General features: G+C 41.7%; 15 protein-coding genes. 9 read left to right on the forward strand and 6 right to left on the reverse strand.

Annotated elements, in window-relative coordinates; genetic code table 11:
* The first annotated feature begins 37 nt into the window (after positions 1-37).
* From R2800_02600 to R2800_02615, 4 genes are all read left to right on the forward strand, one after another.
* Complete coding sequence (locus R2800_02600) at positions 38-925, forward strand: Omp28-related outer membrane protein (GenBank protein MEZ5015913.1); 888 nt, start codon at positions 38-40, stop codon at positions 923-925.
* Between the two features lie 180 nt (positions 926-1,105).
* On the forward strand, positions 1,106-1,930 hold the full coding sequence (locus tag R2800_02605) for a hypothetical protein (protein MEZ5015914.1): 825 nt from the start codon (positions 1,106-1,108) through the stop codon (positions 1,928-1,930).
* Between the two features lie 190 nt (positions 1,931-2,120).
* Positions 2,121-3,200, forward strand: coding sequence for an alkene reductase (locus tag R2800_02610; GenBank protein ID MEZ5015915.1), 1,080 nt, complete (start codon positions 2,121-2,123; stop codon positions 3,198-3,200).
* Positions 3,201-3,437: 237 nt separating this feature from the next.
* Positions 3,438-3,710, forward strand: coding sequence for a hypothetical protein (locus R2800_02615; protein MEZ5015916.1), 273 nt, complete (start codon positions 3,438-3,440; stop codon positions 3,708-3,710).
* Positions 3,711-3,734: 24 nt separating this feature from the next.
* On the opposite strand, the gene R2800_02620 is transcribed toward R2800_02615, so the two are convergent.
* The gene (locus tag R2800_02620; protein MEZ5015917.1) at positions 3,735-4,208 is read right to left on the reverse strand and encodes a hypothetical protein; all 474 of its coding nucleotides are present in this window, start codon (positions 4,206-4,208) and stop codon (positions 3,735-3,737) included.
* Positions 4,209-4,216: 8 nt separating this feature from the next.
* On the reverse strand, positions 4,217-4,618 hold the full coding sequence (locus R2800_02625; GenBank protein MEZ5015918.1) for a hypothetical protein: 402 nt from the start codon (positions 4,616-4,618) through the stop codon (positions 4,217-4,219).
* 328 nt (positions 4,619-4,946) lie between these two features.
* Here R2800_02625 and R2800_02630 point away from each other — a divergent pair, with 328 nt between their 5' ends.
* Entirely contained in the window at positions 4,947-5,858 is a 912-nt protein-coding gene (locus R2800_02630) for a DUF6607 family protein (protein ID MEZ5015919.1), read from the forward strand.
* Between the two features lie 83 nt (positions 5,859-5,941).
* On the opposite strand, the gene R2800_02635 is transcribed toward R2800_02630, so the two are convergent.
* Both R2800_02635 and R2800_02640 read right to left on the reverse strand, forming a co-directional pair.
* Entirely contained in the window at positions 5,942-6,685 is a 744-nt protein-coding gene (locus tag R2800_02635; protein MEZ5015920.1) for a C1 family peptidase, read from the reverse strand.
* A 312-nt stretch (positions 6,686-6,997) separates the two neighbouring features.
* Complete coding sequence (locus tag R2800_02640) at positions 6,998-7,201, reverse strand: hypothetical protein (protein ID MEZ5015921.1); 204 nt, start codon at positions 7,199-7,201, stop codon at positions 6,998-7,000.
* A gap of 65 nt (positions 7,202-7,266) precedes the next feature.
* Between R2800_02640 and R2800_02645 the strand changes: the two genes are divergently transcribed.
* Complete coding sequence (locus R2800_02645; protein ID MEZ5015922.1) at positions 7,267-7,485, forward strand: helix-turn-helix transcriptional regulator; 219 nt, start codon at positions 7,267-7,269, stop codon at positions 7,483-7,485.
* 52 nt (positions 7,486-7,537) lie between these two features.
* On the opposite strand, the gene R2800_02650 is transcribed toward R2800_02645, so the two are convergent.
* On the reverse strand, positions 7,538-8,677 hold the full coding sequence (locus tag R2800_02650; GenBank protein MEZ5015923.1) for a hypothetical protein: 1,140 nt from the start codon (positions 8,675-8,677) through the stop codon (positions 7,538-7,540).
* Between the two features lie 66 nt (positions 8,678-8,743).
* Entirely contained in the window at positions 8,744-9,664 is a 921-nt protein-coding gene (locus R2800_02655; GenBank protein ID MEZ5015924.1) for a hypothetical protein, read from the reverse strand.
* 388 nt (positions 9,665-10,052) lie between these two features.
* On the opposite strand from R2800_02655, the gene R2800_02660 reads away from it, so the two are divergent.
* The 3 genes from R2800_02660 (at position 10,053) to R2800_02670 (ending at position 12,064) form a co-directional block, all read left to right on the forward strand.
* Positions 10,053-11,381, forward strand: a complete 1,329-nt coding sequence (locus R2800_02660) for a DUF3987 domain-containing protein (protein MEZ5015925.1) — start codon at positions 10,053-10,055, stop codon at positions 11,379-11,381.
* 185 nt (positions 11,382-11,566) lie between these two features.
* Positions 11,567-11,875 carry a hypothetical protein gene (locus R2800_02665; protein MEZ5015926.1) on the forward strand — a complete coding sequence of 103 codons (309 nt, stop codon included), beginning with the start codon at positions 11,567-11,569 and terminating at the stop codon, positions 11,873-11,875.
* 45 nt (positions 11,876-11,920) lie between these two features.
* The gene (locus R2800_02670; GenBank protein MEZ5015927.1) at positions 11,921-12,064 is read left to right on the forward strand and encodes a hypothetical protein; all 144 of its coding nucleotides are present in this window, start codon (positions 11,921-11,923) and stop codon (positions 12,062-12,064) included.
* Positions 12,065-12,093 lie beyond the last annotated feature (29 nt).

Raw genomic sequence — 12,093 nt, forward strand, 5'->3', positions numbered from 1 at the left:
TACCTATATATTGCAAATAGGTAAACGACAATTATTTATGAAGAAACTTTCAATCACAGCAGCAATAGCTATGGCTATTGTAGGAGGTATGCTAGTAACGGCATGTCAGAAAACAGAGACAACTCCACAGGTTCAGGGGCAAACTACCAATAACAATCCTGACCCCAACAACAACGGAAATAATAATGGTAACAATGGAGGGAACAATAATCCCGACCAAAATGCGAAGCTGACCTATACGAAAAAGACAGCACCGTTATTTTTTGATTTCACAAGCACAGGCTGCCCGGGGTGCGGTAGCTGGGGTAAGCCTACCTTCAAATCGCTCATCAGCACACATGGTACTGATATAACACCATTAGCAGTACACATCAAATATGGTGACCCGATGATAACCGCTGAGTCGAACGCAATAGGAGCCAATAGATACGGACAATTCTACACACCTCAACTATGGGTGGGTGATAATAACGGTATGGTAGTAACTAGTGGTATCAATAGTAGTGCCTCTATTGCCCGAATGAACGACCTGATAGCTACCGATAAGGCAAAAACACAGCCATCGTTGGCAGCAGTTATTACTAAGGATGGTAATACCTTGAAGGTAACCTATGGTGTGAAGTTCATAGATATAATGCCTAGTGGCGAGTATGGGCTATCGGCTTATCTGACAGAGGATGGTATTGAAGCCAGCCAAACCTCGTCAGCAAGCAACCCAACGATACATAGTAATGTAATAAGAGCATCAGCTGCGGGAACGTGGGGGCAAAGTTTTGCAGCAGCAGACCTAACAGATATGGAAAAGAGCTGGACGCATAGTTTTGATATTTCGGCCTACAACAAAGACAATGTTTATGTAACGGTGGTATTATGGAAGAAGGATGGTAGTAGATACCAAGCGTTGAATGGATTTGTAGCTAAGTAAGGGGTTAGTTGTTTTAGTTGATAATAAGTCGTTGTACCCTCGTGGTGCAGCGGCTTTATTGTATCTGCTTTTCTGCATACAATATCTACAGCTCCTCCACCGTTTTGTCATTTGCGGTGTAAGTTTATGGTTATGTCTCCGTCTACACTTATATTGCATACAGGTAAACGATATTTTAATATGAAGAAGCTTTCTTTGGCTACGGCTATCGTATTGCTTACGGGTGGTATTTTTTTTGCTGCTTGTAACAAAACAGCCACTACTACACAAACAGTTGGTAATACACCAACACCTCAACCTACTAATGAGCTGAACTATACCAAACGTACAGCACCCGTGTTCCTCGAAATTACAAGTACAGGCTGCGGAGGCTGTGGCAGCTGGGGCAAGCCAACGTTTAAGTCAATAGTAAAAGAGCGGGGCAATACCATAACACCACTAGCGGTACACATCAAGTACAATGATAACATGATCACCTATGAGTCTACAGATATAGGTAATAACAGATATGGGCAACGCTATACACCACAGCTATGGGTGGGAGATGAGAATGCCATAGTACTGAATGGAAATATAGATGCCGATGCTTCTATTAAGAACATCAACAAACTGATAGACGAAGCTAAGGCGGTAACACAACCTGCACTGGCTGCAAAGATCGTTAGAACAACAGATAAGATAGACCTGACCTACGGGGTGAAGTTCATAGACATCAACCCTGATGGCGAGTATGGTCTTGCCGCTTTCCTTACCGAGGATGGCTATAAGACCTATCAGGTGGCTGCAGCTGTACATCCTGAAACGCATAATAACGTAATAAGAAAATCGGCGGTAGGCGCATTCGGAGAAAAGTTTACAGGAACTGATCTTAAGGATATGGAAAAACACTGGTCGCACAGTTTTGATATCTCTGCCTATAAAGAGTCGGATATGTACATCACCATCATACTTTGGAAGAAGGACGGGAACAGATATATGCCCATCAACGGAATGGTGGTGCGCTAAGCTGTTTGCCCAATACGATACAAGAACCGTTGTGCTTTGAGTAGTACAGCGGTTTTTTACTTTATACAATATGGTTTTAAAATACTGTTAAAGAAATAGTAGCTATATAGAGCGCTTATTAGTGTATATACAATGGTTATTTTGTGGAATGTTCGTTCCGTTTACCTTTACATCGTAAAAAATTAAAACAATGAAACTATTTACGGAATACCAACTAGGAAACACTACACTACAAAACAGAGTAGTAATGGCACCAATGACAAGGTCTCGTGCTATTGATAATGTACCTAATGATATCATGGCGGAGTACTATGGACTTCGTGCAGATGGTGGCTTGCTGATAACAGAAGGTGTGGCACCATCGCCCAACGGGCTGGGTTATCCAAGAATACCGGGTGTGTTCAACGAAGTGCAGGTAGCAGGCTGGAAGAAAGTAGCTGATGCCGTACATGCTAAAGGTGGAAAGATATTTATGCAGATCATGCACACAGGACGTATTGGTCATCCTAACAACTTACCTGAAGGTGGCGAGATAGTAGCGCCTAGTGCTATAGTGGCTAAAGGGGAGATGTGGACAGATAATGAAGGGTTACAACCACACCCTACACCGCGTGAGATGACGGTAGCAGACATCAAGCAAGCGATACAAGAATATGTACAAGCAGCTGAAAATGCGATAAAGGCAGGCTTGGACGGTATAGAGCTACACGGAGCTAATGGTTATTTGATAGACCAGTTCATCAACCCGGGTAGCAACCAGCGTACAGACGACTATGGTGGCTCAGCAGAGAACCGTAACCGTTTTGTAGTAGAGGTAGCAGCAGCTGTAGTAGCAGCTATAGGCGCTGATAAGGTGGGTATCCGTTTGTCTCCATACGGTGCGTTCAACGATCTTTTTCCTTTTGATGGGGCAGACGAGCAATACATACAACTGGCAGCCGAGCTGGAAAAACTGAACTTGGTATATGTACACTTGGTGAACCACTCTTCTATGGGTGCACCTGAAGTGCCACAGACCGTAATAGATGGTATTAGAAATGCCTATAGCGGAACGATCATATACAGTGGTGGATACGATAAGCAAAGTGCGGAGGCCATATTGGAGCAGGATGATAAGAGTATCGTTGCCTTTGGCAGACCATACTTGGCCAACCCCGACCTGGTAACAAGACTGGCAGAAGATGCGGTACTTAATGAGCCTAAGTTCGACTTGTTCTATACACCGGGAGCTGAAGGGTATTTAGACTATCCGCTCCTGTCGGCAAACTAAGTAGAGAGGTAGTAACGGTTGATTATAAATAAAGGGCGCTGCGGCATATGCTGTGGTGCCCTTTGCTTGTTGTGGGTATATCTACCCGTTTTCTAAAATCGGTATTTGTACGCTGTTGTGGCAGGGTAGCAGGCTGTTCTTTTGTAGTGCACTTTTCATAATGAAGCTTCGGGATGTGTATTAAGGAGTAAGCCGAAAATCCTGTAAAGAGTAGGCATCAATGAAAACAGTAATACCATGTCAAAAGAAAACGCAATGAACTATCAAGACTTGGATAGTCATATTAATAATTTAGACCTTTCGGACTTTGAGCCGGGTGCTAAGCACCATTTCGATGCAGAAGCAGTTTCGCTAGACCCTTCTAGTGTATTGAAAAAGATCTGTAAGCTATACAGAGGTATTCGCCCGATACTGGTAGCTATTACTAAGATACCTTTGATACCTGGCAAGTTTACCAAGCCGTTGAAAACCTTCATCAAATTGATGGATACTCTTTGTCCAGGTTCTTAAGAAAGTATATAGCCGTAGGTAAGTTCATCTGCGGCTATTTTTATGTTGTTCTCCCTTTGCTAGTATAGCACCCAAAGGGTAGAAGTGTAGTAGGGCAAATGCTAAAGTAAACCATCCTGTGGCGATGAAGTATAAATTAGGTATGCGTATGGGAATTTCACTGTCGCCCTCCCAATAAGAGCCCCACTGCATTTGGTCGGGTAGGAAGGCTATAATGATAAAGACTACCGCCGTTACAAACAATAGTATAGGGATGAACGGTCTGCGTACCCACCAATGGCGAATGCTTTTGCTAAGGCGGATAGGCAGCCCCAGTATAGTGCAGGCCAATATGGTAAGCACAGAAAAGATAGCCCCCATAATGGGTTGAAAGAACGTGAGCCCGATAAGCCCACCGATACCACCTTGATAGTCGGTCAACGCTAAGAGCATATATACCACCATCAGCACAACAAAACTGGCTATGGTCTGAAAGATATAAGAGATGAGTTGTGGCATGAGTTTATTTATTGGTACATAGGGGCGTTGCTCCAATGTTCTTCTAAGGTGTCATTTTTTAATGAATATATATGTCGAACTAAAAACTTGTTGTGTTTATCGTGGATGTGTAGCTCTTCCCAGTTTCTACCTTCGGGTTCATCATCAACCAGAATTTTATGTATGGCTCTTATCTTATTGGAGTCTAGCGTTGTGCCTGTAAGTTGTAGGAGTGCATAGATGAATTCTGCATCGTTATAACTGGCTACAGCGTAGTCTTTATATTGTTGGTTTACTGTTTCTATTCTTATGTTCCCTGTTGTTTTCCAAGGGGAAACTATATCAGCTACCCACATCACTACAACGAGTAGTATCACGGCTATTACACTGAATATAGCTATTCCTTTTAGTATTTGTCGTACAGGTAGCATTGGATAAAGATAGCTGTTTCACTGTGGCGTGTTGCACTGTTGCAGCAGGAAGTTTTACATTTTACCGTCATTACGAGGAGTGGAGCGACGAAGTAACGGCGAAGCGCTCATCGAAACAAAAGCAATAGTAATGATTGAGATAATCTCAAGACCATACTGATTACGTGAGACTGCTTCGTGCCTCGCAGTGACGCAACGAGTAACTTGCATTGCTGTGGGTACACCTAGTATTCCCGATTGTACAAATCCTTTTCCTTATTGTGAAAGTCATAGTTCTGTCATTGTCATTCTTTTGTCAGCACATTAATTATCAAACCAAAAACTAGTAATGACAACAAGACAATTTGCCCTAGTGTGGCTCTTATTATTACCACTGGCAGTAAAAGCACAACCACAACACGAAGTGAACAACATTATGCAGCTATGCGGTTGCTACGATGTTACCTTTCAGTATACCGAGACCTTTAGAACGGATAGCAACTATCAATTTCATGACGATAAGATAGCGCATGCCCGAGAGCTGATACTACCCATAGAAAACAAGGACGGCAAAATATCGCTACAGCATATGCTCCTTGTCAACGAGAACTACATCATCAAACACTGGCGCGAAGACTGGACCTATGAGCAGCCCACCATACTACAGTACAAGGGCAACAAGACATGGACCAAAGAAACCCTACAGCCCCAGCAGGTAAAGGGCAAATGGGCACAGACCGTATGGCAGGTAGACGATATACCAAGATATGGCGGCTATAGCAGCTGGATAGACAACGACAACAAAATCTATTGGGAGAGCACCGCCTATGCACCACTACCACGCCGTGAGTATACCAAGCGTAAAGACTATAACATCATGCTGCGTACCAACCGCATTGTGACTACCGACAAGGGCTGGGTGCACGAGCAAGACAACCAAAAGATAATAAGAAAGGGCAAGCAGGATAGCCTACTAGTGAGCGAGAAGGGGCTGAACACCTATGTGAAGATAGACGATAGCCACTGCGCCAAAGCCAAGCTGCACTGGGCAGAGCATATTGATTTTTGGAAGGTGGTAAGGGCAGAGTGGGCGCGCTATATAGACAGCCGAGAGACGCTGGCACTACACACTACGGTAGAGGACAAAAGACTCTTTGAATACTTCTACGAGCTGGAGTATAGCTGGAAGGAAGAGCAATGGAACAACAAACAACTGAGCAAAAAGATAAAGGAAACGATGAGTCGATTCGTTATCCAATAAAGATGGTTTTTTCGTTTACAACGAGGCGTTGGCATATTCATGCCAGCGCTTTTTTTGTTGCACTGAGGCAAAAGGGTTAACTATTACAGCAGTATCACAAAAGAACCTCTAATGATCTTAAGTAGATCTTTGTATTGTACATAAGCATATCCATGATCTCCCCAAGTGGTATAGTTATTCTTAACTAAAAATGACCCTCCATTTATAGCGCTATCATAACCAACAATAGTTATCACATGGTTTGCAGCGGCTTCCTTTTTTTCATGCCCTTGAGGAAAGGTTACTTCTCTAGCTTTATTATCTAGAAAGAATGGCTCTTGAAGGATGGTAATGATTACAGGGCTACCGTTATCTAAAGATTGTGTTATGTTATCAATATGAGTAGTCTCGTCAGAAGACGTTATTTCTTTCCAGTCTTTTATCTTATAACGTTTTGTATTGCTGGCTAATAGCTTTTTTTGCTTGCTGCAAGCACAACCTTCTCTAAAGTCTTTTTTTAAGACTGTACCATGATCTTTCAAAACATTTAGTGCGTCTTGTGCTATTACATTTTTACCGCACTTGTTGAATATTCTGCCGGTAAATGGTTTGTCTGATTTTATTTTAGATGCTACAAACCCTTCTGAAAAAACGGTAAAGTTCTCATGGGCTTTGTTATAGCCATTTTGCTTATTGTATGCAATAGAAAAAGCAGTGTAAGTAGGCGCATAGGAAGCGCATGTAGCTCTGTATTGAGATTGATCGTCGGGGCAATATTCTTTAAGGCTTACCTGCCCGAAACTAAGGGAGCAGACAGTGAGTAGTAGTAGGGTAAGTGTATATTTCATAGTTAGCATTTAGGAATACTAAGTTATACATTCTTAATTATCAGCAACAGGTGAAAACACCCGTTTTACTGTTGTGGTAGGATGTTCTGTTTTTTTTGCAGCTCCACAAAGCTGTCATTTTGAGCCATGCGAAAAATCTCCCTAGCATTTGCAAGCTGCTTACCTACTCATTAAGGAGATGTCTCACACTTCGGTTCGACATGACATGTGTGGTGTATCTATTCGTCACTGCGAGGTACGAAGCAGTCTCAAGGTGTGAGTGTTGTTGTGAGATTGCTTCACGATGTTCGCAATGACGGGAGTAAAGACGTTTTACTGCGGTAGCCACTCTTGCTCTATGTTGCGGATGTGGTGAAAGTTGAGCCATACCTGAAAGGCAAAAGCATTCTCGGGACGATGCTCGATGATCTCACCCGTACGTAGGGCTATGACAAATACATCCATAGTGCGTGCATAGGCTGATAGCTGGGTGGCGGTGTAGGCGAAGTCTTCGTATTCTTTGGTAATTGTCTTCATGGGTTATCGTTTGCGATAACCAAAAATACACAAAAAACTGAATCTTGTTATCATATACGATAACAATGAAAGAGCAGGTTCTATTAAAGAAAGTAGCCAAGAGGATAAGAGCATTGAGAGAGGGTAGAGGTATGACCCAACAGGAGCTTGCTGCACTGTTAGATTATGAAAAGTCTAACTTATCCCGCCTAGAGTCTGGCACGGTGAACATAAAGCTTAGTACCATCTATAAGATAGCCCAAGCATTTGAGATATCTATGTCTGAATTGTTGGATGTGGAGTAGTGTACGACACTGTGTGTCACCCCGCACTACGATGCGATGGCTTGAGATGTGTTTACCCCTCATGTTGTTTTCTATTAAAATGATGAATTATTCCATTATAGTAATAATCATCACCTGTTAGCAGAAACCATTTATTGATGTCACTTAATAATGAATGTATAGGTCCTGCTATTGTTACTAAGTGACCATTAGGTATTTGAGTAATATGCTTAGCTAATGAAGTTAAATATGGATGAATAGGACCACTATCGATCTGATCACCTTTCCTAGATATGCTATATTCATTTGTCTCACCATATTTACTCAGTCTTAGAGAGTTGTCAAGTTGTGTTTCAATCCTAAAAAAATTTAAAAAGAGGTTACTTACTTGTCCATATAAATTATTTAAGTTCGACATGATGGCAACAATTAGCTTTTGATGTTTAGCTTTAAAATTGTCAACTAATACTGCTTGGTTGACAATTCGTTCAATCTTACGTGCGTAAAGTGTCCAATCTTTTATAAGTCCAAAGCATAATACATCTCTTCCCTTGAGTAAACCTTCTACCTCTGTGTTGCTAATTTTGAGTAGGTTGGCGAAATTTAAGTTAAAATCCATTTGGTAGTTGTAAAGTAAATTGAACAAATGATGATAAACATCAACAATATGTTCTTCAAGTCTGCTTTTTCCATAATCAAAAAATATATTATTACTATGGTGATTGCTAAAGGAGTTAGTAATTGCAGATTTAATTACATTAACTAACTGTCTACTAGCATTATTTTTATTTTCACCTACCTTCAACTCGTAGTAAGCAGAGCGTCTGCCTCTCAAGTCAAAAGGTAAATCTCCTATATTGCCATAAGCTGTATTATATACACATATAATATTATTCCAGTTCAATGTTTTTGCAGCATATCCGAGTTCTACAAGTACATTTGGATTAGGGCATGGTCTTTTATCAGTGCCAGAATTAATGATACTAATGTCAGCAACAAATAGATCACAGTCATCAATTTTACTAAAAATAGATTCTGTGATTTCAGGAGTACCTGAAACTCCTTGTGTATCTCTGTCTACAGCAATGTCAAGATGTATCTCATCTTCGTTTCTTAATTCTTCAATAGCCCTTTTTAAACATCTTTCTATAAAACTTCTGTTTGTACTATTAGGCAAGTCTGATTGCCATGAATAAAATATTTTATTTTCCATAGTGTATTATTTTTGTCCGCGTGTCCCCGGTGGTCGCTACTCTATAAGCGCGGGCAGTGCGGACAGTTACTTGATTGTTTTTCCTTCTATTTCCAGTTTGTCAATATCACTCATTTTGTAAATGACGTTGACCTCCTCCTTGAGCTTGCGTAGAAATATATAGTTCTGCGTCTGCCCTATGTAGACTAGGTTGCTATCGGTGGTTATTGTTTTGTTGTCTATGAGGATGGAGGTAGTTTTTAGATTGTTGTTATAATATACCCTTTTTGATTGTAGTGTGTTTATTACGCTAGTGATAATTATTACTGCAAGTATTACATTTAGACTCAAGAATAATATTGTGTAATCTCTTAGGTCAAGATTAATACGGGAAAATATTGTGTCATTAAAGATTAATGAATAGTAAGTAATTGTTGTTGCTATTAAAAAGACAAAAAAATACTTTGTCCATTTATCAAACAATATGGAAATAATTTCATTTTCTAATACATCGCAAATTAGAAAAGTTAGAAAAACTGGTACTACTATTACGAACAAATTGAGTAGACATTTATAAGTATTAATTGTTATTGTAAATAAACTAGACTTCCTTTTTTTTCGAATTTTGTAAAGACGTCTTAAGAGTAGGGGTGTAAACAGGATATTTGCAGTTGGTTTTACACTTTTTTTGCCTTTTTTACTTTTTATTAATGATGATAATATTACTACAAATACTGATATTAGACTTACTGATATGATAATGTATTTAATAATCGGTAAAAAACTCAACAACAACTCTGTTGCTGTTACATAATTATATATATCAATATCGAAATGGTCGTAATAACTATCCAAGTTCCAGTAGCCAAGAAATACAAGTATTACAGAGAGTATGGGTAGTAGCTCTTTGAGCTGTACCAAGTATTTATGGTAGCTCTTACTATCTTCCTTCTTGCTTTCCTGTACGGGTTCGGTTAATCCGCTATCTGCTGTTATTTCTTCCGCCATAGTTGGGTGTATTGGGGTAGTATAAATCTACTACTATATATATGCGCAGGGTAGGGTGTTTTCACCCTGCTGTGTCACTACCCATTAAGGAGATACTTCGCATGACTCAGTATGACAAAGGTTATTAAGCAGTACTAACGCTCATTTGCTAAAATCAATTATTTTATGTAATATTGCTATAGATAATTAACGTAGCACGGCAGGTGCGCAACGGCTGTTTCACTGTTGCATGTTGCACTGTTTCATTACAACAGTTTACTTTTTTCAATCCCCCGCTTGGTAATGACAAGGGGCTTTCTACAACCATGAATCTTATTCTCTAAACCCCGTACCCCTCCATACTTCAAAACAAAAACACTAGGAGAGCCGGTACTATAAAAAACACATCATGAACAACAATAGTAGACAACTACTGCCTGCGGAGCTATATACTCGGCTGCCGCACCTCCTCAAAGAACCTATTAGTAAAATGCAAGACGCAGAGGATAAAGAACTCCTCTTGCTGGGCGCACTGGGTGTGCTTAGTGGTATGCTCCCCAAAGTGCAGGGCGAGTATTTTGGTCAGCACGTAGCCCCCAACCTATACTGCTTTGTAGTGGGTAGGTATGGCATAGGCAAGGGCGGGCTGCTATGGGCGCGCAAGCTGGGCGATGCCGTGCATCAACAACGCAACGAGAAAACCACAGAACTATACGAAGACTATGGCAGGCTCATGGGGCACTACCGCAAGGAGCTGAAGCAATATGAGAAAGGACACCTAGCCGAAGAACCCAAGCTACCACCCGCACCACCACACCTCAAACTATATATACCTGCCAACACTACCAAGACCGCCGTGATGCAACTACTGATGGAGAACGAGGGTCGGGGCATCATCTTCGAGACGGAGGGCGACACCCTTGCCGATATGCTACGACAGGACTATGGCAACTTCTCGGACGTGCTACGCAAAGCCTACCACCACGAGCCTGTGAGCTACTACCGCCGTGCCAATAATGAAGATGTAGAGATACCACACCCCGAGCTAAGTGTAGTGCTTAGCGGTACGTACGACCAGCTCCTCAAGCTCATACCCGCTATAGACAACGGGCTCTTCTCGCGGTTCTGCTTTTATGTGATGGAGGGTAGCGATGAGTTTAAAGACCCTTTCGATAGATCGCGCATGGGGCATCATGATTATTTCCGATACCTGAGCGAGCAGTTGGCGAATCTTTACCAGCGCTTAAGCGAACGGGAGGTGCCACTACAGTTTCAGCTAAGCAGCACACAGCAGCAGGAGCTATACCTGCACTTTAGCAACACTAAGGAAGATGTGAAGTATGATGTGGGCGACGACCTTGCAGGCTCTGTCAACCGCTTGGGATTGATGTGCTACCGCATAGCTATGATACTCTCCATACTACGCGCCTTTGAGTGTCGGCAGCTCGACCAGCCCGTTATCATCTGCCGTGCCGATGACTATGCCCTTGCCCAGCAGCTAGCCACCTATCTGCTAGAGCACACCCTCAAGGTATATGAGAAAGTAAAAGCACACAGCATGGGTACACAACGGCAACAACGCAAGAGCGTCTTCACCGACGACCAGATATTGCTAGGCATCCGCCTGTATGAAGAAGGCAAGAGCCTGCGGGAGATAAGTATACTAATGTTTGGCGATGAGAGTAAGTACAGTACTATCAATCGTATGCTAAAGAAGAATGGTGTAAAAATGCGCTAGGCGTATTGCAACAGTGCAACATGCAACAGTGCAACAAAACACAAGTGTCATGTCGAACTGAAGCGTGAGGCATCTGTAAGTGATATACTAGATTTCTCACCCTAAAGGGATTCGAAATGACGGTGGTGAAGTGCTTATATTTTACCAAACAGTTATCATTAGTAATGGTATTTTCGTAGCTATACATGCAGCGTTCGCGTCTATATCTTAATACATTCCTCAACTGCTTTGCGGTGCTGCTGCTTTGGATTCACTTGGTCAGCTTGTACGATCTGTGGCAAGGTGGGGTAGAGCCGTATTATTTTGGCTCGGCGGCTATGGGGGGCGGCATCTACACCTCGGTATATACCTATGTGGGGCATGGGCTTGCCTGTGTGGTGGCTTATATAGCCATGTTGCTACTCAGCTATTACAAAAAGTGGAACTGGTATTACATCCTTACACTTGTGGCAATATTACTTACACTCTATCCTGTATTCTTTGGTAAGGAGTAAGTACGAAAACTCCCCCTATGGGTGGTAGATATATTATAACGGTTAATGATACATTTGTACTTTACAGCAAGCATATCTAAAACAATATTTATGAAGGAGAACTTACCAGTAATAATGGGAGCCGTAATAGCGGTTATAATTGCTATAGCGGCAGGCGCTAAGAAGAAGAGGTCTAAGAAGGAGGAGTAGCGCCTAGTCCTTCGCTCCTTATGCTGAAA

Origin of the sequence: Flavipsychrobacter sp., assembly GCA_041392855.1 — a bacterium.
Classification (GTDB): domain Bacteria; phylum Bacteroidota; class Bacteroidia; order Chitinophagales; family Chitinophagaceae; genus UBA5543.

Excerpts from the sequence above, each read along its gene's own strand:
- R2800_02600 (MEZ5015913.1), top strand. The coding sequence starts at position 38 with ATGAAGAAACTTTCAATCACAGCAGCAATAGCTATGGCTATTGTAGGA.
- R2800_02605 (MEZ5015914.1), top strand. The coding sequence starts at position 1,106 with ATGAAGAAGCTTTCTTTGGCTACGGCTATCGTATTGCTTACGGGTGGT.
- R2800_02610 (MEZ5015915.1), top strand. The coding sequence starts at position 2,121 with ATGAAACTATTTACGGAATACCAACTAGGAAACACTACACTACAAAAC.
- R2800_02615 (MEZ5015916.1), top strand. The coding sequence starts at position 3,438 with ATGTCAAAAGAAAACGCAATGAACTATCAAGACTTGGATAGTCATATT.
- R2800_02620 (MEZ5015917.1), bottom strand. The coding sequence starts at position 4,208 with ATGCCACAACTCATCTCTTATATCTTTCAGACCATAGCCAGTTTTGTT.
- R2800_02625 (MEZ5015918.1), bottom strand. The coding sequence starts at position 4,618 with ATGCTACCTGTACGACAAATACTAAAAGGAATAGCTATATTCAGTGTA.
- R2800_02630 (MEZ5015919.1), top strand. The coding sequence starts at position 4,947 with ATGACAACAAGACAATTTGCCCTAGTGTGGCTCTTATTATTACCACTG.
- R2800_02635 (MEZ5015920.1), bottom strand. The coding sequence starts at position 6,685 with ATGAAATATACACTTACCCTACTACTACTCACTGTCTGCTCCCTTAGT.
- R2800_02640 (MEZ5015921.1), bottom strand. The coding sequence starts at position 7,201 with ATGAAGACAATTACCAAAGAATACGAAGACTTCGCCTACACCGCCACC.
- R2800_02645 (MEZ5015922.1), top strand. The coding sequence starts at position 7,267 with ATGAAAGAGCAGGTTCTATTAAAGAAAGTAGCCAAGAGGATAAGAGCA.
- R2800_02650 (MEZ5015923.1), bottom strand. The coding sequence starts at position 8,677 with ATGGAAAATAAAATATTTTATTCATGGCAATCAGACTTGCCTAATAGT.
- R2800_02655 (MEZ5015924.1), bottom strand. The coding sequence starts at position 9,664 with ATGGCGGAAGAAATAACAGCAGATAGCGGATTAACCGAACCCGTACAG.
- R2800_02660 (MEZ5015925.1), top strand. The coding sequence starts at position 10,053 with ATGAACAACAATAGTAGACAACTACTGCCTGCGGAGCTATATACTCGG.
- R2800_02665 (MEZ5015926.1), top strand. The coding sequence starts at position 11,567 with ATGCAGCGTTCGCGTCTATATCTTAATACATTCCTCAACTGCTTTGCG.
- R2800_02670 (MEZ5015927.1), top strand. The coding sequence starts at position 11,921 with ATGATACATTTGTACTTTACAGCAAGCATATCTAAAACAATATTTATG.